The organism is Streptomyces sp. NPDC048416, from assembly GCF_043200435.1.
Taxonomy (GTDB): domain Bacteria; phylum Actinomycetota; class Actinomycetes; order Streptomycetales; family Streptomycetaceae; genus Streptomyces.
Map to the genome: position 1 here is coordinate 1 of NZ_JBICXU010000043.1, position 21,939 is coordinate 21,939.

A 21,939-nucleotide genomic window follows, 5' to 3' on the forward strand; every position below is an offset into this window, starting at 1 on the left:
CGCGCCGTCTCCTCCGGAGACATGACGCGCCGTCACTACGCGACGGACAGTTGTAACGTCGCTCCGCGACTCAAGAGCGCTGGCTAGGTGGAGGGGGTGGCGCTCCGGGGCGCCGTTACATCTTTCGGGAGCGCTGAGTCAGCGTCTGCGGTGCCAGCCGCGTACTGCGAGCTCGCCCTATCGGTCATCCCTGGGGGCCCAGTAGTGGCCCATGTAGACGTGAGCCGGGTAGCCCTGGCCGGTGCGCTCCACGTGGCCCGTGTAGGTGTCTGATCCGCACTTGCACATCGTGTCGGGCTCCCGGTGTCGGCGTCTTGTGTACCTGATTATGTCACGTCGTTGCGTACCGCGCAAGTTTTGTAACGGTGACTTTTCGTTACAGTCCCTCTCTCCAAGAGATCTAGACCTCTTGGTAATTCTAGCAATTGGAACAACGGGCTATTGGGGGTGGGCGTTGATTATGTACCTGGGTTTGCGAATGGCGTTACATTCTCACGCTGTTGCCGGGGGGATATGTTATGTACCGGCCTTCTCTGCCGCCTGAATTCTCATCCCGGAACGTGGAGAATTGCTAGGTCTGTCTTTCGCGCTTTCCGGTGGTGAGGTCTTTCTGCAGTGCGAGGCAGAGCGTGAGGAGGGCGCCGGGGGTGGGGAAGGGATTTGCGGGCCGGCCAATTGGAGGCGGCCGGGCCGGCCGGGCCGGCCGGGCCGGCCGGTCAGGCGCCGAGGCCGATGTGGGAGACGTAGGTGTAGGCGCCCCAGTCGGAGTCGAGCTCGCCGATGATGTCGTCCCAGATCTCTTCGAGCCCGGCGACGTCGCCGGCGACGAAGGCGTCGACCGCGTCATCCCAGATGTAACGGACTTGGAAGCGGCGTACGCGCAGGTTGCTGCGGCGCCGCGGTGCCTCGACGACGTCCTGGTTGACGGGGTGGATCTCCAGTTCGGTGCCGTGGCCGCCGCGGTTGAGGTGCTGTTTCAGGGCGCCGGGGTTGTTGAGGATGTTGGTGGCGCGCAGGTTCCAGTAGGCGGTGTCGATCGCTTCCTGGTTCTCGGGGCGGGGGTGTCGGGTGCCTCTGGTCCAAGCGCGGATGGTGGGGCGGGTGGCGGTGATGCCGGCTTCGGCCATGGCCTGGGCGCCGCCGCCGGTGGTGGTGAGGTAGTTCATGCGGGCCATGAGGCCGCGGCGGGTGCTGGCGGGGGACCTGATGCCGCCATGGATGATCATGCGTTCCAGGGTGTCTTCGAGGGCGCGGCCGAGGGCGTATTTGCCGTGGATGTTTCCGGGGTCGCGGTTGGCGCCGTATTTTCCGAAGTTCTTCCATCCGTCGGTGGACATCAGGCGGTGGTCTTCCTCGGCAGGGTGTACTGGTTCTTGAGTTTCATTTCGGCGGGGCTGCGGCCTTCGGTGAATACGGTACGCCAGTCTCCGCCGGTGACGTGGAGTTCGTCCGTGCCGCGGACGCGGACGACGGTGAGGCTTTCTCTGTGGGCGCGGTGGGCTTTGTACCAGAGGTTGGCGAATGCTTGGGAGCGGATGATGTGCATCCACTCGGGTCGGCGGATTTCGAGGTTGGCGTTTGATTCGCCGAGGGTGGAGGTGAATTTCGAGTACATAGCCTTGACGTATTCGACCGTCACGGTTCCGTCGGCGTATCCGGCGGCTTCGCGTTTAAGGGCGGTGTGGCGGGCTTCGGTGAGGACGCGGCGGAATTTCTCCAGCAGGCCTTCGCTGGCGCCGCTGGTCCAGCTCTCGGCGATCACCGGCTGGTCGCACAGGTCGTAGCGGGCGCAGCGGATGAGGAGGCGGATGGTGGCGTCGGTGAGGACGACGGGGCCCGTCTCGCGGCGGTTGCCGATGGGGTCGGGGAGGTGGGGGTGGTGCCAGGTGGAGCGCTGGGTGAGGAGGTGGACGCCGGAGAGTTTGGGGTCGAAGCCGCCGTGGGGGTCGTGCCTGAGGGCGCCGATGGGCAGATGGGTCTTGAAGGCGGCCAGATAGGAGGCGTTGGTGTCGAGGGCGTCGACGGTGACGGGGTCCAGGGCGCCGGTGTTGAGTTGGTCGGTGAGGTGGGTGTTGGTCCAGTTGTGGCGTCCTTCCCAGATTTCGTCTGAGCCGTCCTTGGTTTTTTTGCGGAGAATTTCAAGGAGTTCCGGATAGACGGTGTGGTCGTAATTCGAGCCGACGCGGGTTTCTTTGAATAGGGCCATGGCGTCGGGCACGGCCTTTTTCACCAGGGCAGCGGTGGCGGCTTCGACGTCGCCGCCGTGCTCCTGGAGGGCCTGGTCGACCGCGCGGGTGATCTGGCCGGTGTAGTGGGAGTAGTCGCGGCCGGCGTAGGTGCCGCTGCTGGCGGTGGTGCGTGGCGGCTGGGTGTGGTGCGGCGCGGGGTCGCTGGTGGTGGTCGCGGGGGCTGGAGTGGGTTCTGGCGCGGGTGTGTGCGGGGTGCTGGTCGGCTCGCTGGTTGCGGGGGGTGTGGAGCGGCCGGGGACTGCTACGGGCGGCCAGGCGGAGGCTCCGGGCGCGGCGGGGGCCTGGGGGGTGGGCTCGGGGTCGGTCTGCTCGAGGGGTTCGGGGTTGTGGGCGTAGGGGTCGAAGTCGGTGGGGTCGGTGAGGCGGGCGTGGGCTCGGTCGGCGTGGAGGGTGAGGGTGGTCTGGAGGCCGAGGTCGCGTTCGGTGATGGCGAGTTGGACGCGGTGGTGGGGGTGGTCGGGGTCGGGGGTGAGGTGCAGGACGGTGTCGAGGCCGAGGGTGTTGATCAGGTCGGGGTGGTCGGTGTCGAGGGCGGCGAGGACCGGGAGGTGGTGGGTGCGGGCGAGGTGGGCGAGGGTCTGGGCGGCGTCGGTCAGGCGGGGGCCGGACAGGGGTAGGTGGGGGTCGTCGGCGGCCTGGAGGCGGTCGACGACGAGGAGGGCAGTGCCGGTGAGGTCGGCGATGGTCTCGGCGATGGCGGCTGCAGTGAGGTCGGTGCCGTCGTCGATGTAGAGGGGAGCGGCGGCCAGGTCGTGGTGGAGGGCGGCGACGTCGGCCTGTTCGGTGTCGGTGAGCTGGCCGGCGCGCAGGCGGCGGTAGTCGACGGCGAGGTGGGCGGCGACGATCCGGGCGGCGACGGTGGCGCGGGTGAGGCCGGAGGCGGCGTAGAGGACGGGCTGGTGGTGGTCGAGGGCGGTGGTGCGGGCTGCGGTGGTGGTGAGGAGGCTGCCGCCGGTGCCGGGGGCGGCGGCGACGAGGTAGAAGCGGCCGGGCTGGAGGCCGCCGAGGGCGTGGTCGAGGCTGGGAATGCCGGTCGGTAGGCCACACACGGCAGCGGGGGCGTCGGCGGGCAGGGTAGTGGGAGTCAGGAGAGCATCGAAGGCCTTGTGGAGAGGGGCAAGACGACGTGACACGTGCGGCGCGACGGGGCTGTTGGCAGCGACCGCGGTCTCGTCGATGCCGGTGGTGGGGGCGGTCCCGGCAGGCGGGGTTGTAGCGCCCGGGTGCGCAAGCTGCACGGCCGGGACCGGCTCGCTCGCCGCAGTGGCCGCCGGGGCGGGGCCAGCAGGCAGGGCGGCGGGGCCCGGGTACGCAGGCTGCGCCACCGTGGCTGGCGCAGTACCGGGAGCGGCGGGGGCGGTGGTGGAACCTGCCGGCTCCGGTACGAGCGTGGGCGCGGCGACCGGGGCTGGCGTGGTGGCGGGGAGCAGCACGGCGACGGGGGTGGTGTGACGGCGCAGGATCTGGGGGTGGCCGTGGGCGGCTTCGTGGATGAGGTCGCCGAGTTTCTTGCGGGCCTCGGCGATCCCGTGGACGGGGGCGTGGGTGAGGTCCCAGCCGCGTGCGGTGGCGGCATGGGGGGTGGTCAGGAGAGCGTGGTCGGTGTCTCGGGCCGTCAGGGGGGTGGGGGTGCCGTTGGTGGCGGCGCGGATCAACTCGGGCAGTTTGGCGCGGGCCTGATGGAGTGTGGCTGGGGCAGCGGCGGGCACAGGCGGGACAGGCGCCGACGGGATCGGGGCGGACGTGGTAGTCGCAGGTTGGTTGGAATCGTCGGCGCCCATCCCGCCGGGCGCCGACGTGACGGGCTCGGTCGGGGCGGGTGTCTCCGCAGCGCTGCCAGGGGACGTGCCGCTATCTGAAACCAGAGCGGACCCGGCAGCAGTCGTGCCCGGGATGGTGACTGATGGCACGGCGGCAGGGACGTCCGGCTCGGCTGTGGCCGTGGAAGCGGCGGCCAGGGTGGGGCCCAGGTACTCGTCGGCCACCTGCTGCAGCACCTCGTACGCCCGCTCGGCGCGGTCGCTGATGGGGCCGCCGAACGCAGAGCGGGGGGCGGTGAGCAGCACGTGCCAGTGCGCGCCGGTGGGACGCATCTTGGCGGCGGCACTCAGCGCCAGGCGTAGTGGGCGGCCGGACTTCTCCGCCAGTCCGCCGCGCGGCGGATTCACCAGGCGGTGGGCGTGTCCGGACAGGTTCTGGCGCAGTGCGAGGGGCACACCGGTCCAGACCGGGTTCTCGGCAGGGGGCAGAACGAGGCCTTGGGCCGCACCGGTCTTGGCTGCGGACGAGGAACGCGAGGAGGACACGGACAACTCCAGCAGCAGAAGAGGTGGTTGGGCAGCGGTCGGTCACGTACCGCAGCAAGGTGTAACGCCTGAGAGTAAGTCTACCCCTCCGGTACATAACTAGGGGACGACTTTATGTAACGCGCGGGAGTGGATGGGGTAGGCGTCGGGTTGGCGCGGTACAAAGTCAGCCGGACGGCGGGAAGCATGTCGGGCACGGGCGGGGAGGTGGTGCTGTCCGGGGCGGGGTGCGCCCTGACGGTGGCCTGTTCGCGGTGCGGCCGCGCGGGGCCCTCATCCCGCGCGCGGTTGCATCCTGGAAACAGCGCCAGCGCCCGATTACGCCTCGGCGTCCGGATCTTCGCCAGCGAGGCGGCCGGACAGCTCAGACCGCAGTTCGGGCACCGGAATCTGTGCACCCAGCAAGCCCGTGAACTCCCCCAGTCCCCAGGTGATGAGCTGCCCGCTGCGGGTGAGGTAGAAGCCGACCCGCTCCAGACGGTAGAGATCCTCGAAGTCCAGCAACGCGTATCCGGCCAACTGATATGCCGCCGCAGGCGGGAGACGGGCTGGATCCTTCAGCGCTTTGAAGTCCAGCAGTAGTCGGCCGGCGATCAGGTCCGCGTCCGCGCCGCCCACCGCGCGTGAGCCGGCGAAGATGGGCCCCGAGTAGCACTCCTCGGCCTCGGTGCCGGCTCGCAACTCACTGAGAGCGTTCTGCGCGAGCCGTACCTGCGCCGTGAGGTCGTCTATGACGTAGTCGGGGACCTGGGCGAGCAATGCGGGCAACGTCAGCTCGGCGGCCAGGCACGCAATAGCTGACCCCGGGTACAGGGCGCCGGAGCGGTAGACCTCCTCGAACCACACCATCGCCACGCACAGACGGGCCAGCCGCTCCTCAGCCGCGGCGGCCAGCAGTATCGGCCGCCCCCGGCCGTCAGGCCGCTCCTGCTCAAGCAGGAAACGCAGTTCATTCTCCAGGTCACGGCCGGTTGCCAGAATCGCGTCGGCAACGTCGGCGCGCCGCAAACTCATGCACCGGGCGGCCGCGCTCGCAACACCTTCGCGGACCGCACCGTCGATCACCTGCCGGCAAGTGAAGGCATAGCGCAGTCGGTGGTCGATCGCCGCGCCGAGCGTGCCCCATGCCGGCCGTACCCCAGGGGGTGGCAATGGCAAGGACACGGGCCGCTGCGCGGCACGGGCTGCAGCCCGGTATGTGTCCATCGCCGTACGCGGGCGCGGCAGGTGTAACGCGGTGAATCGAGTGAACGGACTGTCAGGCGAGTCGATCTGGGACGTCAAGGACAACGCATCGTTCCTTTCTCCAGGCGCGAACCGGCCGTAGGACAGCCACGCGCATCAAGCTCATCGTCTCGGTCCTGCAGGGCAGACACGGCAGCTTTGCCAAGTCACGGCCTGCACATGAAGACGAGCGTCACCTGGGGTGTTGTGCTACATGACGCAGAGAGTTGGAATAACGTCTCCTCAGCTGGTCGGCCGGCTGGCGCTGCCCGTGTAGGACTGGCTGGTCCCGGGCGAGCGGGAGTTGGTACGAGGCGTGCTTCCATTCGCCTCCTGCCGTATTCCTGCGGTTCCTGCGCGGCAAGGCCAAGAGAAGCGGGCTGCGTCTCAACGGGCGAGCAGCGGCCGGAAGCGTGTGGGCGCGCGCCGGCTCTCCCCCGGAGGCGTCCGGGGTTGGCTGAACCGGCCGGGGAGACCGTCGCCGTGCCGGGCGGAAGGCGCCGGTACGGGCCCCGCAGGTGTTCGGTGATCGAAACGCATCTCCGTGATCGGGCCTGGTGGCAGCGAAACCCGGGAGGCGGCGGGTGCCTCGTTGCCACCCCTGGAGCCGCGTGGGTAGTCTGTCGGTAGCCATGCGGATCCCGGGCTGAAGTGCCGGGTCTGACAGCGACTCACCTCTGATCATGCGGACGAGCCTGTAGCCCGTGCGACACCTCGGTTGGCAGGGTTCCCTCATTCTTCTGCGGCCCAGGCGCGTGTTCGCGTGCCGGGGATCGCTTCTGAAATGTGATGTGAGACAGAAAAATGGTTCATTCGTTCATCGCGCATACGAGTCCCGGGCGAAGCAGGGTGTTCGCCCTTGTGAGGAGGCCTGGGGACGAGCTGGAGGCGGTGACCACGCTGGGAACCGGCGATCTCCACCTGACCGGGGAACTGGTCAGCGCGCTCAACGGCTTCCTGTACGACCGCGACGAGAGCGCCCTCGGGAAGGTGCTGGATCGGGTCCCCAAGCCTGTGCGCTTGGCCGCGGAGCAATTCCTCAAAGACAAGTGTCCGCCGGTGGTCGGGGCTTACACGGAGTACGGGCCGGTTGAGGTCGTTCGTGAGGCTGTCTACTTCGGCGGGATCGACGATGAGATTGAGGAGTACCTCGAGGGTGCGTACGCGATCGGGCTCGGCATCCGCATGTCGAACGAGCGGAAGCGCCATGGCGGCGTGGGGTGGGTCATCCAGCTGCTCAGTGACGAGGTTTCCGTGCCGGCGAGCGCCGAGCCGCGAACGTGGGCTGTCCCCGCAGGGGCGAAGCTCGCGCGGACGTGGACGAGTAAGCAGCGGGCCAGCGGTGTCGGTCCTGTTCGCGGTGCACTCCAGGTGGCGGAGGAAGCAGCGGATCAGGGGCGGTGGGTGAGGATCCATACGCTGCTGCACAGCCGCTACGACGTCGACTTCGAGGGCAGCGGAACCTCGGAGTGCGTCGTCGATGTCTTCGATGCCCCGATTCCGCTGGAGCACTCTGACGAGTAGGCGGGGGCCGCCGGCGGGCCTCGCCGACCGCCCAACCGAGCGCGAGAGGGGCTGCGTAAGCCGTTGCCGCCACGGAGGTGGACGGGGCGGCAACGGCCGGCCGGTGGTAAGCACCAGGAGGCCGGGATGGAGGGTCTTCATGGTGAACGACCGCTAAGAGGTTGGACCTGGGGCTGGTGCCAGACCGCAATCAATGGGGCACATTGCGACAGGTTCTGCCGCGGCAGGTCACAGGATCTTCTTGATAATCGCGGCGAGGCATTCGACGGACTTCTCATCGTGTCCTCGGGCCACCATGAACGAGAGGATGATGTCCCGGTCTACGCCGTCGGCGATCAGTTCCCGCAGCAGATGCGCGGCGTTGGCGGCGCCGAACCCGCTGCTCCACCCGTTGTTGCCGCAACTGGGGAGGTCTTCCAGCAGGGTTCGCAGGCCGGGTTCCATGTCTCAAGAGTTGTCTGGCCCGTCGACGAGGTTCACGGCGTGCATTTCCATCGCCCACACGATCAGTGGATCGGACCTCAGCTCGACGACGGCGAGTGCACCGTACTGGCTGGGGCAGGATCTCGGGACCCGTCCTAGGGCCTGTCGTCAAATGATGATCTTGCGTGGTGGATCATGGTCGGGTGATACGTCGTCATGAACTGTCCGATGCGGAGTGGGAGGTTGTCCGGCCGTTGCTGCCCGCGTCCCTGCGGGGTCGGGAGCGGCTGGACGACCGAAAGGTGCTCAACGGGATCGTGTGGAAGTTCCGTACCGGGGTGGCCTGGCGGGATGTGCCCGAGCGGTACGGGTCGTGGCCACGCTGCACACCCGTTTCCGCCGGTGGGCCAGGGACGGCACGTTCGAGCGGATGCTCCGGGCCGCGCAGGCCCGGGCGGACGCGTCCGGTGACCTCGACTGGCTGGTGTCGGTCGACTCCACCGTCGTGCGCGCCCACCAGCACGCGGCAGGGGCTCGAAAAGGGGGCTCCGCAGCCCGGCGCTCGGACGTTCGCGGGGCGGCCTGACCAGCAAGATTTTCGTGGTCACGGGCGGGAACACCAACGACTGCACGCAGTTCACCACCGTGATGGAGGCGATCCGGGTGCCCCGGATCGGTGTCGGGCGTCCCCGGTACGTCCCGCCCATGTGCTGGGCGACATGGGCTACAGCTCGAAGGCGATACGGACCTGGCTGCAACACCGAGGCATCCCGCACACCATCCCCGAGCGGACCGACCAGGTCCGCAACCGGACCCGGCGCGGCAGCAGGGGCGGGCGCCCGCCGGCCTTCGACCAGCAGCTCTACAAGCGTCGCAACGTGGTGGAACGGTGCTTCAACCGTCTCAAGCAGTGGCGCGGCATCGCCACCCGCTACGACAAGACCGCCGAGTCCTACCAGGCAGCCGTCACCCTCGCATCCCTCCTGATGCGGGCGTGACATTTGACGACAACTCCTAGCGGCCAAGCTGACGCAACTACCGTGGCCCCATGAAGTCTGCAGTCGCCGACGCCACCGCAGCCTGCAACTGCCATGCGAAAGAGAATATTTGCCCTAGCTGTAAGGGTGAAGGGTGAAGGGTGGACAACGCCATTGCCCGAAGACGGGCGACATCGAGACCGCACCGGCCGCTGCGCGGCATGCGGCGGCCTCGGCGGTCACCACTTGCCTCACTCATCGACCTGCCCCGTGATGAAGGAGCACCCTGGCCTTCCGTACTATGCACCGCAGCTCATCAGCGATGACGGCAAGATCACCTTCTACAGCACCGGTGACGCTCTCGCTAACCCTGACAAGCGGCGACGTCTTGCAGAGCTTTTCTTCGGACCGCACCCCCACTGACCCGGGTACGGTCAAGATCTCTCGGCATCAGTGGACAACCGTCCCGCCGCAGGTATCCGCTCACAGGGGGTACAGGTGGCCGATGCCGCGTACATCGCGGACCGGGTCCGGGTGAGGGAGCGCAGGACGGTTTCGAGGTGGTCTCCGTGCCCGGAGCTGGCAACAGAGGGTGCTACCTGTCTCCGGTTCCCGACCTCAGCTCTGTGTTGAAGTAGCCGCGGCCTCGAGGCTGGAAGATAAACGAAGTGGACTCGCCGGGCCTCAGGTCAAAAGGCGGAGTGGGGGTTGTCTCGGCTGTGGCTTGCCCGAAGACCCGGATCCACATCTTGTGCCACGGCTCGCGCTTGGCGGGCCTTACTTCACAAGCGGTAAGGAAGGCGTTGAACTGCTCAAAGGAACTGGGCAGTGCCTGCCTGGTGATGATGCGGTGGGCTGTGCTGTGAGGAAGACGCCCCATGCCGCCGGCCTGCTTCTCCATGGTCTGCATCGATGGCGCTCCGGCCAGCTCGTACAGCTCTATGAGCACTGCCGACACATCGGCTTCGTCCCGGACCAGGGCTAGGACGGGGGGTTCGGAACGCGGGGGAAGGATCTTTTGCCGGTGCTCGTAGCGGGCCTTGCGCCACTGTGACTTGGCGTTCTCCAGAGCCCTCTGGGTGTCCATCGTCTCCCAGGGTTCTGGTTGGTCACCAGCGGTGGCGAGGATGAACGCCTCGACGACGGGCCACGGAGGTACGGACGGCCCGCCCGCTGCGGCTCGCTGCAGGGTCTGTCGGCTGTAGGCGCACCGTCCGGCCAGTTCGTTGTAGGAGCGTCCGCTGTTGGCGCGACGTTGGCGCAGGAAGAGCCCGAGCAGGGCGTTGTATCTCGGGCTGCGCTCGAGGGGCCTTTCTTTCCGGACCATGGCTCCTCCCCCCTACTGGATCGCGCCGAAGACGGTCCGGATCACCATGCGCAGGCGCTGGGAGGAGCGGATATGCAGCGCCGTGATGATGACCGCGGAGATGAGCCCTGCACCCAGCAGCAGTTGGAGAACTGCCAGCATCGGCATGCCGGCGCTGACCAAGGCGGCTGCGGTGACGACGAGGGCGATGATGACGGCCGCCTCGGCGCCGCCGAGATGCCAGGCCGGCGCCCAAGTCTGCTGGGGCTGCTGCGGTGAGGGTGGTACGACATCGGGTATGCGGGGGTTGTTCGCCATGGTAGTTCCCTTCCGTGGCCGTCCGGCGGGTGATGTGTCCGCCGGACGGCTTGCTACTGGCTCCAATTCAGCGGAAACCAAAGGCGGTTGGCGGCGCCTGGGCTTGGTTCCCCTCCTTGCTGCAGACCAGCATCTCAGGTCGAACGGCCTTCCTATGCCCGGCGGGTGAAGGTCCCGGTGTTTCGGTCCATTCGCATCCCCGGGGGGACGCGGGAGAACATCACTGTCACCAACCTCTGCGGTAGGCAATAAAGTTGCAGGAAACATGCAGGTCACAGATGTGCGATCGAGTAGAGTCGGAGAGATTTCCCTCGGTTGCGATGGCCGATGCTCACTGACATCCCATCTGTGTTTGCGCGTACGCCCCATCCCTTGCGATGCTCCTCGTGCGAGCGCTCCTCCCAGTGGAATGGGGCCTCGCGTCCCTGATTGCTACTGGCTCCAAACCGCAGCTGACCAGGGCACCGGCAGATCTATGTTGGCGCATGACCTGCACGGAACGGCCGGCCCCGCCAGTGCGGGGCCGGCCTTCTGCATACAACGGGCTCAGAGCTCCGGTCGCGGCTATCGGCAGCTCGGCCTTCCTGGATCTTCCTCGCATCTCGCCTGCCACCGCGTGCGCGGCACAGGCAGTCAACACAAAGCGGCAACGGTCCTGGCGAAGGCCAGCACCCTTTGGACACCGGCTTCACCCACAGCATCGGCCCGGCTCGGCTCCCCGGTTCAGAGGCGAGTAGGTCAGGAACTGTCAAAGCACGGTGCGACTTCGACGACAGAGCATCCAGGTCAGCGGGCGCGGCAGGAATGCATCACTGGACCGCCGAAGTTGCGGGGTTATGGCTGATCAGCGTTCTTCTCATCGATTGGTCCCTGGTCCGTGAGAGTAGCTCCCCGGTATTCGGAGTGGTTCCGATCGACGCATCCGGCGACGTGAAGGGGGGCGGGGTGACGGGTTCGGGAGTCCCAGACCAGGGACTGGTGGCACAGGGCGGCAGCGAGGGCGGCGAGTTTCTCGGCTGGGTACGGTCCAGGCTCTGGGACAGTGATCTGGATGGCGGTGAAGCTGCTCCAGTCCTTGGCCAGGAGCGCAGTGCGCTGGTGCTCGGGGATGGTGAACCGCGTGTGCTGGGACCCGTTGACGGAGGTCTGCCCGAACCCGCTGTAGGTCCGGGAGGCCTGGGCCAGGTACCAGCTGGTGACGCCGGTGGTGGTCGTGCGTTGGTGCAGCCACTCGTCCGGTGTTGCGGGGCGATGTGGGTCTCGGCGCCGGCCGTCAGCGCGGTCGACCGGGGTAGGGACTTCGCTGTAGGAGGTGTTGACGCAGACGGTGGCGGCGATTCGCCCCTCCTCCTGGAGGGTGTCGCTCGGCAGGGCGCCCTCGCCGAGACGGGCGTGTTGGAGTCCCGGCCAGATCGTGCGGCAAGCCTCGGCATCGACGAAGATAACCGCAGGGGTGGTGCCGGGGAGGATTCTGAGAGCGGCGCGGATCTCCTCGCGCACGAGCTGGGCCCCGTCCTGGTGGCGGGCGTGCCCGTCGATGCCGATCGGTCCTGAGCCGAAGGCCGCTTCCGCGTCGGGGACGGGCAGCCATGCGTGGTGTCGGCGGCTGTACATCTCCAGGCGCCACGGTACGTCGGGGTCGGGGTGGGTGTGGACGGCGGTGAGGACTTCGACCATCTGGGTCTTGTCGGCGGAGCCGAGCGTGCGGGTGCTGCTGCGTTGCTGGCGCAGGTGCAGTCCCACGAGGACGGCGGGGTGGTCCAGGCCGACGGCGTGGGCCATGCGCCGGTCAATGGCGCCGAGGCGCAGCAGGAGGTCACTCAGCCCGTTGATGGCAGGGTAGTCCAGGCGCGGCCGCGCGCGGGAGGCCTTGGCCGGCTCTGCTTGGTCGAGGCCTGCGTCGAGGGCGGTGTCAGTGCTGTCGGTGTGGGGACTGTCCTCGATGGTCTCGCCCTTGGGCGTGGGGCGCTCCTTCTGCGCGATGAACTGGGAGACCATGCCACGTTGGTGGAAGTGTCGGCGCAAGTCGCGCTTGGGGTCGTAGTCAGCGGCATGGTCGCGACGGGTGGTCTTCTTCTTGGGGTTCCAGAGGGTTTCGACCCAGACACCGCTTAGGCCCACGGGGGGAAGGTCGTCGAGGAAGGCCAGTTCGCGGTCCCAGTCGGGGCGGGTGGTGGCGGTGAGCGCGGGCAGCCGGCGCAGCCGAACGCTGACCCTTCCGGTCAGGGGACAGTCCTGTTCGTCCTGCCAGTGTTCGATGGCGTCGGGAGTGTCCGCGTAGGGGGCGAGGGCTGCGGTCATCCGGTCGCGGGTGTACTCGTGGTCGTAGAGGGCGAGGATGCGCACGTGCTGGTGTCCGGTGCCGGCGAGCGCCTGGTCGAGATGTTCGCGCAGGACGGGACCTTTGGTCGTGCGGGTGACTTGGTAGCCGGTTCGGGTGTAGGTGACCTGCTCAAGGCCGTACTTGGTACCGAGGGCGGCGTGGATGTGCCGAGCGAGGGCGAGGTTGAAACGGGTTCCGGTGCCCTTGCCGAGCGGATGGTCGGTGGGTGCGGGGACGAGTGCGCGGACGGGGCCGCCGATGGCGGCGAGTTCTGCGTTGCTGCACAGGGTGATGCCTTCGAGTTCGCAGGCGTCGACGACCTGGGCAGTGTAGCCGCGGATGTAGGGCTGCCATCCGTCTTCGGTGCGGCGGTGGCCGACGGGCAGCCGGAGCACAGTGTTCTTGCCTCGGGAGACGAAGGCGGTGCGGGTGCTGGCCCAGTGGGTGGCCAGGCGGCTGGAGGTGGGCAGGATGTGGACGGCGATGCGGGACTCGCCGGGCAGGGTGACGACGCGGAAGTCGAGTTTGTGCATGGCGGCGCCAGTGGTCTGGCGGCGCCCGGCGGTGTTGGTCAGGACGTGGTTCCAGGCCAGGAGGCTGCCGTTGGTGTCCATGAGCCACTCCAGGTGCGGCCCAGGCGGTGGAGGGGTGTCCGGCTGCGGGGCCTCGCCGGTTGCCGGTGGTGTGGCGGCACCGGGTTCCTCCTCCAGTTCTGCTGGTTCGCTGGTGGCGCAGGTCTTCGGCCGGGGCGGCGGGGGCGGGGGAAGGTGGAAGCGGTGCTTGGCGAGGGCCGCGGCCAGGTTCCAGGCTGCGACGCGGAAGAACCATTGGGGGGCCAGGGGGCGGCCGGTGGCGGCGTCGGTGATGAAGTCGGCGAGGTTCCTTCGGGCTTCTTGGCATTGTCCGAGCAGCGGGGCGAGGGTGTTGGCGTCGTCTCCGCCGCGGATGTGCCGCTCCCAGGCGCGGACCGCGCGGTGGAGCAGACGGCGGTCGATGGGCTTGGTCGTGGCGAGCATGGTCGGCTCGGCGGTTTCGGCGTCGGGCTGCCCGAGCGTGTCCGGCATGATCACCACGGGCTGGTTGGTGACTGCGGACAGGGCCGTCGCGAGTGCTGCGTAGGCAGGGCGGACGGGCCTGGCGCCATCGTGGTCGCGGTAGCTGGGGAGGTGGCTCCAGGCGAGGGCGAAGTCCTCGCTGAGGGAGTACAGCGCGACCTTTCCCAGGCGCTTGGGATCCAGGGTGTAGGTGAGAGTCGTCAGCATGCGGTGTCCAGGTCTGCGCGGTGGATGGCGTGTTGGTCGGCGAAGGCGAAAAACGCGTCGGTCGACGCCTTGTTGGTTGCTACGACGGTGTCGAGTTCACCGCTGCGCCTCCACGCCGCCCGCAGCTCGCGCAGGAGGGTCGGCAGGTCGGAATTTCCCTTGCCGTCGACGAACGCGGCATCGACGAGGCGCAGGCGTCCTGGGGTTCCTCCCCGTCGGGCACGGCCGACCAGTTGGATGATGGAGGCGACGAGTTCTGCGGTAATGGCGAGCTTGGCGCGTTTCGGCAACGCCTTGAAGTAGCGCTCCCCTGCCAGGAGTTCGTCGAAGTACGCGCTGGCGGTCGCTTTGGCCTCGGCGAGGACGGTCCAGGGCCGATGGTGGGCCCTGCGGTCGTCGAGGGCGCGCGCGCCGACATGGGCGAGCAGTTCGTCGGGTTCGTCGACGATGGACATCGGGCGTACTGCGAGCCAGATCGATCCGATGCGGGAGCGGTGTTCGCCGGGGGCGAGAATGTTCAGGCTGCGTTCTGCTCGCTGGATCGGCGCGATGAGAATGCGAGCCTGTGGCATGCTCCCGAAATCCTCCAGTTGGTCCGCTGAGATCTCGGTCCAGTGGCGGTGGCGGACTGTTGTGGCGATGTTCGGGTCGGGGTCAGGGCGAACGGCTACGGCAAGGAGGCCCGGGGGTGCTCCTGCGTCGGTCAGGCCATCAGCGAGGTCATGGCAGCTGACGTAGGAGGTGGTGGCGAGCAGGATGGTGTCCTGGATGCCTTTAGGGTTCGTGGCCTGGAGTTGGTCGAGTTCGTGTTTGAGTTCGCTCCAGAGACGTTTGCCGAGTTCGTAGGTGGCCTGGCGTCGTTTCTTCCCGGAGAGGCCGGAGATCCGCAGGAGTTCGGCGGTGTTCTCACCGGGGATCGCCCTGAGGTCGATGACGACTTCGCTGCCCTCGTCGGGGACGACGAAGGAAGGCTTGGTGTGGACGTGGTGGCGGTGCGCGCCGGGCACGTAGGCGGTGGCGGACAGGCCGAGCACGATGCGGCGGTGTCCGGCGTGTGCCAGTGCGGTGGTCTGCCCGATGTCGGTGATGTAGCGGTGGGGGTCGCCGCCAAATGCGACGGCGGACAGGCGGGTGTTCTGCGGGGCTTCGGTGTTGACGTCCTCGGTGAAGGCGAAGACGAGTCGGCCCAGTGGGCCGTGCGGGACGGCGCGCCAGGCTTCGTATCCGCCGAGGGCGGAGGCGATCTCTTCCGCTGCGCTCACTCCGGCGAGTTTGAGCTGAGGGGCGTCGTAAACGAATCGGTAGAGCATGTCCCTCAGCGGGATCAGGAACATGCGGCGGACCAACCGGTCGATGGCGTCGAGGCGGGTTTTCGCTGCGGGGATCCAGATCCGCAGGAGGTCGTCGAGGCGCTGGCGTGCGTTGTCGAGGGCGCCGGCTTCGTCCTGGTGGCCGAGGATGGCGCGGGCGGCCGTGGCGAAGTCGCGGAGGTGTTCGGGCAGCAGGTGGGTGTCGGTCTTCCCCCACACCGCTTCGAGGAGAACGGTGTGGCTGCTCGTGCCAGCGGGTGGCGGGGTGGACCCGATCTGTGCGGGGTCGTTGTCGAGGAGGGGGGCAAGCGTCGCGGCCAGCCAGGAGTCCCACCGCTGCGGCACGATCCACCGGCGGCCGGCATCGCGTCGCAGGCGGCGGCTGGGTCGCGCGGCGGGCTCGTCCGGAACGTGGTCGCTGCGGCCGAGGTCACCTCTGGCCAAGTGCATGGAGTAGGTCTCGGCCAGTCTGCGGCACCCGGAAACGTTCAGCCGGGCGCGTTCCTCCAGCGCTCCGGGCAGGCGGTGAAACGCGGCGACCAACTGCCCGTCCATGTCGATGAGCGGACGGTCGTGCGAGCGGTCCCCCCAGGCGAGGGTCAGGCCCCGGCCCGCATGCGCGAGGACGGTCGACTGGAACGCGTCCAGTTCGTCGATCACCACGATCTGGCAGCGGCGCAGGATGAATTCCTCGACCGAGACGCGTTCGCTGACTGTTCCGTCGGCGAGTTCCAAAGGGATGTGCATTCGCCCTTGGTGGAGGTTCGCGTGGGTGGTGACGATGATGCGGGCAGTAGTCGCCATGCGGGCGAGACGGAACTTGCTGCAGTCCTGCCGGAAGGGGCACACCTTCGGCTGCGGCATGGTGCGGTAGTCGTCCTGCCGGGGCGGGCGCACCGGGGTGAGGTTTCGGCAGGGTTCGCTGCCGGGTGACCAGGTGTCCACCTCTTCGTCCACGGCTGCCAATGCGGGCAGTTGGCAGGAGTAGCCGATCCGGGTGAACACCCAGTCGACGTAGTCGCGGTCCTTGGAGTTGCGGACTGTACGCTCCAGTTCGCGGGCAAGGCTGTTGGGCGACATGAGCGGAACGACGGCGTCACCGGGCTCGAGACCGAGTTTGGTGAGGACACCGGATGCCTGGAGGTCTTCCTGGATCTGTCGTGCGGTCTTGAGGGCGGCCGAGTTGGTGTCGACGACGATAGCGAGCGTGAGTCCCGATTCCAGCGCCCATGTAGCGGCGCTTCGCATCATGACGCTCTTGCCGGAGCCGGTGGGAGCGCTCAGCACCTGGGTGGGGCCGGCCTGCAGTTCGAGCTTTCCCTCCAGACGCCGGCCGTTACCGTCTCGCATGCGCTCGAAGAACGCCTTGAGGGTCTGCTCCCGGAACGCGGTGCGGGACTTGTCGTCCAGGCGGCTGCTGAGGCTGAGGAACTCGGAGACGTCCAGGACGACTTCGGGCAGGTCCTCGGCGGTGGCGAGGAGCAGGGCGGGCGGCCGGTGTTCCGGGATGTGCTCGTCGTCGAAGGTGTAGGAGGCCAGGAGCGGGGCTCTGAGGCCCGGAGCCATCTGGACGTTCAAGGTGTTGGTGTGCTCGCCGGCCCGGACGATGGGTTGCGGACGCATTCCTTCGGCCGCGATGGTGTCCATCTCGTCGAGGAGCCGGTCGGCGAACGCGCGGGGCGCGATGCCATGGTGGAAGCGGACGTGTTCGCGGTCCTCAAGGAGCCGGACCCCGGGTACTTTGTCCTGCTCGAGCTGCTCGGCGGCGTGGGAGCGGAAGGAACTGTCGTTCGCGACGTCGTTGTCCCGGTGGCGCAGCATCCTGGCAAGGCGCCGCTGGTCGTCCGTCTTCAGGGCGCTGTAGCCACTCCAGGCGTCGTACTTTCCCGTGAGCAGGTAGTGAGCGGCTGTGAGAGTCGCGGCATCGGGTGCACGGAAGTGGGCCTGGGCGCAGGCGAGTGCACAGGCAAGGAGTCGGGGAAGGAGCTGTTCCTGGCGTTTCGTCTGCTGGGGTGCGGTGGTGGTCACTTGGGCTTCTTCCGCGCTCGTGCCAGTTGCTTGGCGACTTCCCTGTTGACGTCTTCGACGAGCCACACGGTGTAGTCGGGCAGGAGGTCCTGCAGTTCGATCTTCTGGCCGTGGCCGCGGTGGTCGGGGATCACGATGGTCTTGGCCGCCAGGGGCTTGTCTTTGATCTTGTCGGCCAGGGCGCTCGCGCTGGCCACGTCCTTGAGGTCGACCGCCAGCGACCAGCCGGTGCAGGCGATGGTGAATTCGACGTCGTAGAGGTCGCGGCTGGGCCACAGTGCGACTTCCAGCGGTTCTTTGCCATGCCATTTGAGGTAGAGGCGGAGCTCCTCCACGCCGGGGACGACGATGAACCGCCAGACCGCGTGCTCGACGCACACGGTCCGCTGTGGCCCTTGAAGGCGGCGTTCGCGTGCGGCGGGGGTCCGCGGTACGCGCGGGTCCCGGCGCTGGAGCCTGGGCCGACCGTCGGCGGTCGTGCCGGTGCCGATGCTGTAGTGCGCCTGGTGGTACTGGTAGGTGCAGCGGACCTGGGAGCCATTGACGCGCATCGGCCACTTGCACACGGGGCACGGCCACCACCAGCGGCCGTCGTGAACGCGGTCTGCGGGCAGCGGGGTGTACGGGACGGGCATGTCGATACCGGCTTCCATACACAGGTCGGCGATCTCCCCCACTCCCCCGACCGGGTGCTCGACAACGAACCGGCGGCGGGCTACATACAAGCGGTCGTCGGCTCCGGTCTTGATCGCGAGGAAGGCCTCGTTCTGCACAGCCTCCTGCCGGGTCCAGGTCCAGCTCGGCAGCCAGCCGCGTCCCTGGTCGCCCTTGTGCAGCAGCTCCATGATGGCGGTGCAGCCGTCGGACCAAACGTCATCGCTGAGCTCGTCCCACTCCAGAACGGTCAGGCTCCCCAGCGGATCGTTCTCGAAGACATCCGGCGCCAGCCGGATCATCGGCCGGCTCAGACTGTCGACGAACTCCGCTGGGGTCAGCACCCGCTGCTGCGGACACAGGGAGTTGACCACTCCCGTCATACTCATGATTTCGCGCCAGGCCCGGGGTTCCTCGTGCCGGACCGTCCACGCGTGAGCCGCGCGAATAGCCGCCGTCAAGATCTTCGTCCTGCGCCGGCTCAGGGCAGTATCGAGCACCGCTACATCTCCTCCATCACACTTTACTGAGTGTTCTTGACAGAGCGCACTAAGTGACGAAGGAGATCATGCGTGACGGGCGCGACACACAAGCACGCTCAGCCCCCGGGCGTGTCGCATCGAGGAGACCGACAGGAGCGCTGAGCTGCAGTGTTTCCACGAGGGAGACCCAAGCGGACACCTGGACCAAACACACCATCGGGTGAATGCGCCAACAGCACGGTCGACACTTCGCCGGAACCAAAAAGCGAGCCTCGCGCTCTGCATGCCCCCTCCCCCGCCTCGCGGTTCACGTATGCACCCACATCACGTCCAGGGCTTCCAGCTCTGCGATCAGCAGCGCCGGGTGGCTGAGCACCTGTCCACCCAGGGCGTCAGGTGCCGATGGCGGCCAGGACTGCGATGCCCGCGGCATATATGGCGAGGACGGCGAGACTGCCGATGCCCATGCGCAGGTACTGGCGCTGCAACCGGAAGACCAGACCGGCAGCGTAGACGGCGGTCAGGACGATGCCGCGTGAGGTAGATGTCGGTGTGGTGCGCCGCAGGCAGGACAGATTCGCCGGAAATGAGGGCGGCCAGCAGAAACAGGACAGGCAGGAACGCGTTGCCGCCGAAGATGTCACTGATGGCGAGTTGGTAGGCGCCGAGTTTCGTCGACGTCAGGCCGTTGCTTACTTCGGGCAGCAAGGTCGCTGCAGCCAGTACCATGGCGCCGAAGAGGATGCCGGACAGGCCCTGCCGCGCGAAGAACTCCTCACCGGACCGCTCGATGGCCACGCCCGCCACCAGCGTGGCCAGCGCCGCGGCCCCGAACACGACCGCCGCGCGCGGCGGAATCTCCTTGCCATTCGATCTCTGGAGAGTCTGCGCAAACCACGGCTTCGGCATCGGCCTCAACGATTTGCGCCTGATGAGGGAGAAACTCGGCCAGGTCGCGGTCGGAGTAGGAACGCCGATGTCCTGGCCGAGCGCGGTCACGAGCCGCCCTCCTCGCGCCAGGGGCCCTGCGCACAACACTGGGCGGATCGTTCATACCTCCACGATGATCGGCTGGCCGAACCCCCACCTGCCGGGATGCCGCAGCAAACCCTGACGTGGGACAACGAAAGCCAACTGCCCTGGCCTGCACTGTTATTGACAAGCGGTCATTGGAGCGCCAGCGTTACGGTGCAGTCGTCCGGCGGGCGGGCCACGCTGCGCACAGGCACGGTCGGGCCCGGCGCGCAGCTACGGGCCGCCTGCGGGCTTCAGCTCCGTTTAAACGGGGCTTCGCGATGACCGCATGCCCCGTAGCCACGCCTTGAGCTCCCGCCGCACAGCGGTGAAATCTCCAGCCCTGACCCGCACTTCGTTACGGGTTTACCCCAGTCCGCCCCCTGCTCTGGGCTGACGCACTCAGCGTCGGTGACCGGTGGCCGCAGATCGCCGGGGCTTTGCCGGGCGCCGTTGTCGTGACAGGCCGAGGGGGCTCCACGCGGCAATATCGCGTGGCGCCCCCTCATGTCGCGGGTCAGCCGCCTACGTACCAGTGGAAGCCACCGTTGGAGGCGGCCACGATCAGCAGCACCACGAAGAGCAGCACGTCGAAGATGCCGAGCGCGAGAGCGGCCTTCGCCATGCCTCCGCTTCCCTTGACCCCGGACTGACGTAAGGCGACCGCGCCAAAGATGATGGCCAGCGGGCCGAGCACAATATTCAGGAGGAAGATCCCGATGATGCCGCACACGAGACCGGCGACGGCAAGGCCGTTGGTGCGTGATGTGTTGCCGGCTGCAGGGTTGTTGAACTCTGTCATCGCTCTCTCCCACCCTCAAGGTTCGTGTTCTGTGTGCTTCGGATGCCCAGGTTCTTCGGGAGCAGCCAACTTTGCGCTCAGAGACTTCAGTTGAGGGACCCGCTTCCACTTTCAACCGATGCCGCGACCACCAGACCGATGCCCTCCGTACCGGCATAGCGCAGCGCAAGGCGGGCCGACGGAGAGACGGCGAGCTGTCACACCTCACTGGTACAGCGCCCAGCCGGTGGGACGCTGAGCTCTTCTGAACCCGGGGGGTCTGGTGGCCACCTCGTGGCGTTGATGCGGCAGAACTCGATCGTTGTGCAGCCGACTTGGCCGGCGTACCGTCGACGCACTCGGCCATGGGGTGGGCAGTACCAGAAGCGCCCTCGACGTGACCCATGCCGTGCGCACCCTCGCTCTCGAAGACCACCCGCTACAGTCCATTTTGGGGCGCGCCCATGAACTGCTCACGCCCCTGGCGCCAGGGCTGATGGCCACGGCACTCCTTGCCCGCATCAACCCCACGAGCGGTGTGCTGCAACTGGCCAACGGAAGCCGCCCGCCGGCTCTTCTCCTCCAAGCAGATGGTCAAGCCCGCTATCTGCAAGTGCCTGGAAGAGGCGTCGGCTTCCCTCTGCCCGGCAGCGAGCGCCTGCTGCAGACCCGTCTCAACCCCGGTGACCTGCTCATCCTCTACACCGATGGGCTGACCAAGAGTCGGAGAAACCCGTGCGAGGGCGAAGAACGTCTCATCGAGGCCGCACGCCGCCATGCAGGAAAGCCCCTGTCGGACATCCCCAGCGCCATCGCCGCCGAGATGCACACGATCGTCCTCCACCCGGACGACCCCCTGGCACTGGCCATCCGCATACCGCAGGCGCCGAGGCTGCAGCAACGACTCTGAGGAAGCCGACGCAGCAAGCGAGGGGAGACGGCCACCGTCGTCTTCCTGCGACCGGCTGAAAGGCAAACGCCTGAACCATCACGCCCCTGCCCGTCCGGCGTTCAGCAAGCCTAATTGCGACAACTCCGTGCCCCGACGACTGCTGCGCCCGTTTTCAACACCGCAGGCGGCCTCTGCGCCTCCCACAGCTCCCCCTGCCGATCCCCTGCCGCACGGCCCGGCGTCTATGCCTGACATCCTTGCCTTGTCCGAGCGTGAGATCTCCTTGGTACACGCTGGTCTGGCGGCGATCCAATCTCAGGCATCAGAGGTGACGGTGTACTTGGTGAGCATCTCCGTCGACCGGTCGGTGCACATTGCGAAGTCGGCGCAGAGGTCATCACGCATCTGCTGCATGGCACGCAGCAGCTCCCATGGGGTGGGGTCCTGGGACGGCGCGGACACGGCACTTTTCAACACGGTGGCCCCACGCCGCCAAGCAACTACGGCAGCTTGGTGGCGCGCCGAATTGTCGGCCGAACGCTCGTGCCGATCAGGGGGGTCCGCTCAACCCATGGGGTAGCAGATGTTGAGGTTGGCGTAGCCGGTGCCGGTGGCCAGCTGGGTGCCGGCGGCCTGCGAGATGTTGGAGAAGGTGACTGCGCCGGTCGCCGAGTTGAGGTTGACGCTCACCAGTGCGCTCACCGTGCCCAGGGAGCCTGTTGGCAGCACGACGAAAGTGGCTGGTGAAATTGTGGATCTCGCCGTTACGGGACACATCAACGCCCCCGACCTGCGGCTTGATCCACCGAAAGCAGTCGTATGGCAAAGGCACGTTCGGGGGACGGGCGCGACGCGTCGCGGGGGCT

16 protein-coding genes and 2 pseudogenes are annotated in these 21,939 nt (G+C 67.6%); 5 read left to right on the forward strand and 13 right to left on the reverse strand.

The window, feature by feature from the left end:
* Positions 1-716: 716 nt before the first annotated feature.
* The 3 genes from ACGFW5_RS32955 to ACGFW5_RS32965 form a co-directional block, all read right to left on the reverse strand.
* Entirely contained in the window at positions 717-1,337 is a 621-nt protein-coding gene (locus ACGFW5_RS32955) for a hypothetical protein (protein WP_393838003.1), read from the reverse strand.
* Positions 1,337-4,555: a type II toxin-antitoxin system prevent-host-death family antitoxin gene (locus ACGFW5_RS32960; RefSeq protein ID WP_393838004.1), complete on the reverse strand. Its 3,219-nt coding sequence runs from the start codon at positions 4,553-4,555 to the stop codon at positions 1,337-1,339. Before ACGFW5_RS32960 ends, ACGFW5_RS32955 begins: the two co-directional genes overlap by 1 nt.
* 318 nt (positions 4,556-4,873) lie before the next feature.
* Complete coding sequence (locus tag ACGFW5_RS32965; protein ID WP_393838005.1) at positions 4,874-5,839, reverse strand: hypothetical protein; 966 nt, start codon at positions 5,837-5,839, stop codon at positions 4,874-4,876.
* Positions 5,840-6,628: 789 nt separating this feature from the next.
* Here ACGFW5_RS32965 and ACGFW5_RS32970 point away from each other — a divergent pair.
* Positions 6,629-7,303, forward strand: coding sequence for a hypothetical protein (locus ACGFW5_RS32970; RefSeq protein ID WP_393838006.1), 675 nt, complete (start codon positions 6,629-6,631; stop codon positions 7,301-7,303).
* Between the two features lie 228 nt (positions 7,304-7,531).
* Here the strand turns inward: ACGFW5_RS32970 and ACGFW5_RS32975 are convergent, their stop codons facing one another.
* Positions 7,532-7,747 carry a hypothetical protein gene (locus ACGFW5_RS32975; protein WP_393838007.1) on the reverse strand — a complete coding sequence of 72 codons (216 nt, stop codon included), beginning with the start codon at positions 7,745-7,747 and terminating at the stop codon, positions 7,532-7,534.
* Positions 7,748-7,929: 182 nt separating this feature from the next.
* Here ACGFW5_RS32975 and ACGFW5_RS32980 point away from each other — a divergent pair.
* The 3 genes and pseudogenes from ACGFW5_RS32980 to ACGFW5_RS32990 all read left to right on the forward strand — a co-directional run.
* Positions 7,930-8,052, forward strand: a pseudogene (locus ACGFW5_RS32980) (transposase); the annotation flags it as partial.
* Positions 8,053-8,099: 47 nt separating this feature from the next.
* Entirely contained in the window at positions 8,100-8,312 is a 213-nt protein-coding gene (locus ACGFW5_RS32985) for a hypothetical protein (protein ID WP_393838039.1), read from the forward strand.
* Between the two features lie 100 nt (positions 8,313-8,412).
* Positions 8,413-8,724 (forward strand): annotated as a pseudogene (locus ACGFW5_RS32990) (transposase); the annotation flags it as partial.
* Between the two features lie 574 nt (positions 8,725-9,298).
* Here the strand turns inward: ACGFW5_RS32990 and ACGFW5_RS32995 are convergent.
* The 7 genes from ACGFW5_RS32995 to ACGFW5_RS33025 all read right to left on the reverse strand — a co-directional run bounded on the left by ACGFW5_RS32995 (position 9,299) and on the right by ACGFW5_RS33025 (position 20,202).
* Positions 9,299-10,030, reverse strand: coding sequence for a helix-turn-helix domain-containing protein (locus ACGFW5_RS32995; protein WP_393838008.1), 732 nt, complete (start codon positions 10,028-10,030; stop codon positions 9,299-9,301).
* Positions 10,031-10,042: 12 nt separating this feature from the next.
* The gene (locus ACGFW5_RS33000) at positions 10,043-10,327 is read right to left on the reverse strand and encodes a hypothetical protein (protein ID WP_393838009.1); all 285 of its coding nucleotides are present in this window, start codon (positions 10,325-10,327) and stop codon (positions 10,043-10,045) included.
* 834 nt (positions 10,328-11,161) lie between these two features.
* Complete coding sequence (locus tag ACGFW5_RS33005) at positions 11,162-13,912, reverse strand: RNaseH domain-containing protein (RefSeq protein ID WP_393838010.1); 2,751 nt, start codon at positions 13,910-13,912, stop codon at positions 11,162-11,164.
* Positions 13,906-17,250 (reverse strand): hypothetical protein, encoded by a 3,345-nt coding sequence (locus ACGFW5_RS33010; protein ID WP_393838011.1) that lies wholly within the window; start codon positions 17,248-17,250, stop codon positions 13,906-13,908. The genes ACGFW5_RS33005 and ACGFW5_RS33010 overlap by 7 nt, the downstream gene beginning before the upstream one ends.
* Positions 17,247-18,404 (reverse strand): hypothetical protein, encoded by a 1,158-nt coding sequence (locus ACGFW5_RS33015; protein WP_393838012.1) that lies wholly within the window; start codon positions 18,402-18,404, stop codon positions 17,247-17,249. The genes ACGFW5_RS33010 and ACGFW5_RS33015 overlap by 4 nt, the downstream gene beginning before the upstream one ends.
* A gap of 333 nt (positions 18,405-18,737) precedes the next feature.
* Positions 18,738-19,385, reverse strand: a complete 648-nt coding sequence (locus tag ACGFW5_RS33020) for a hypothetical protein (RefSeq protein WP_393838013.1) — start codon at positions 19,383-19,385, stop codon at positions 18,738-18,740.
* 532 nt (positions 19,386-19,917) lie between these two features.
* A complete protein-coding gene (locus tag ACGFW5_RS33025; RefSeq protein WP_393838014.1) occupies positions 19,918-20,202 on the reverse strand; it encodes a DUF4190 domain-containing protein in 285 nt (94 codons plus the stop codon).
* A gap of 301 nt (positions 20,203-20,503) precedes the next feature.
* On the opposite strand from ACGFW5_RS33025, the gene ACGFW5_RS33030 reads away from it, so the two are divergent.
* Complete coding sequence (locus tag ACGFW5_RS33030) at positions 20,504-21,091, forward strand: PP2C family protein-serine/threonine phosphatase (RefSeq protein ID WP_393838015.1); 588 nt, start codon at positions 20,504-20,506, stop codon at positions 21,089-21,091.
* A gap of 297 nt (positions 21,092-21,388) precedes the next feature.
* On the opposite strand, the gene ACGFW5_RS33035 is transcribed toward ACGFW5_RS33030, so the two are convergent.
* Complete coding sequence (locus ACGFW5_RS33035) at positions 21,389-21,535, reverse strand: hypothetical protein (RefSeq protein ID WP_393838016.1); 147 nt, start codon at positions 21,533-21,535, stop codon at positions 21,389-21,391.
* A gap of 102 nt (positions 21,536-21,637) precedes the next feature.
* Positions 21,638-21,775 carry a hypothetical protein gene (locus tag ACGFW5_RS33040; protein WP_393838017.1) on the reverse strand — a complete coding sequence of 46 codons (138 nt, stop codon included), beginning with the start codon at positions 21,773-21,775 and terminating at the stop codon, positions 21,638-21,640.
* Between the last annotated feature and the right edge of the window lie 164 nt (positions 21,776-21,939).

Excerpts from the sequence above, each read along its gene's own strand:
- ACGFW5_RS32955 (WP_393838003.1), bottom strand. The coding sequence starts at position 1,337 with ATGTCCACCGACGGATGGAAGAACTTCGGAAAATACGGCGCCAACCGC.
- ACGFW5_RS32975 (WP_393838007.1), bottom strand. The coding sequence starts at position 7,747 with ATGGAACCCGGCCTGCGAACCCTGCTGGAAGACCTCCCCAGTTGCGGC.
- ACGFW5_RS32995 (WP_393838008.1), bottom strand. The coding sequence starts at position 10,030 with ATGGTCCGGAAAGAAAGGCCCCTCGAGCGCAGCCCGAGATACAACGCC.
- ACGFW5_RS33000 (WP_393838009.1), bottom strand. The coding sequence starts at position 10,327 with ATGGCGAACAACCCCCGCATACCCGATGTCGTACCACCCTCACCGCAG.
- ACGFW5_RS33005 (WP_393838010.1), bottom strand. The coding sequence starts at position 13,912 with ATGCTGACGACTCTCACCTACACCCTGGATCCCAAGCGCCTGGGAAAG.
- ACGFW5_RS33025 (WP_393838014.1), bottom strand. The coding sequence starts at position 20,202 with ATGACAGAGTTCAACAACCCTGCAGCCGGCAACACATCACGCACCAAC.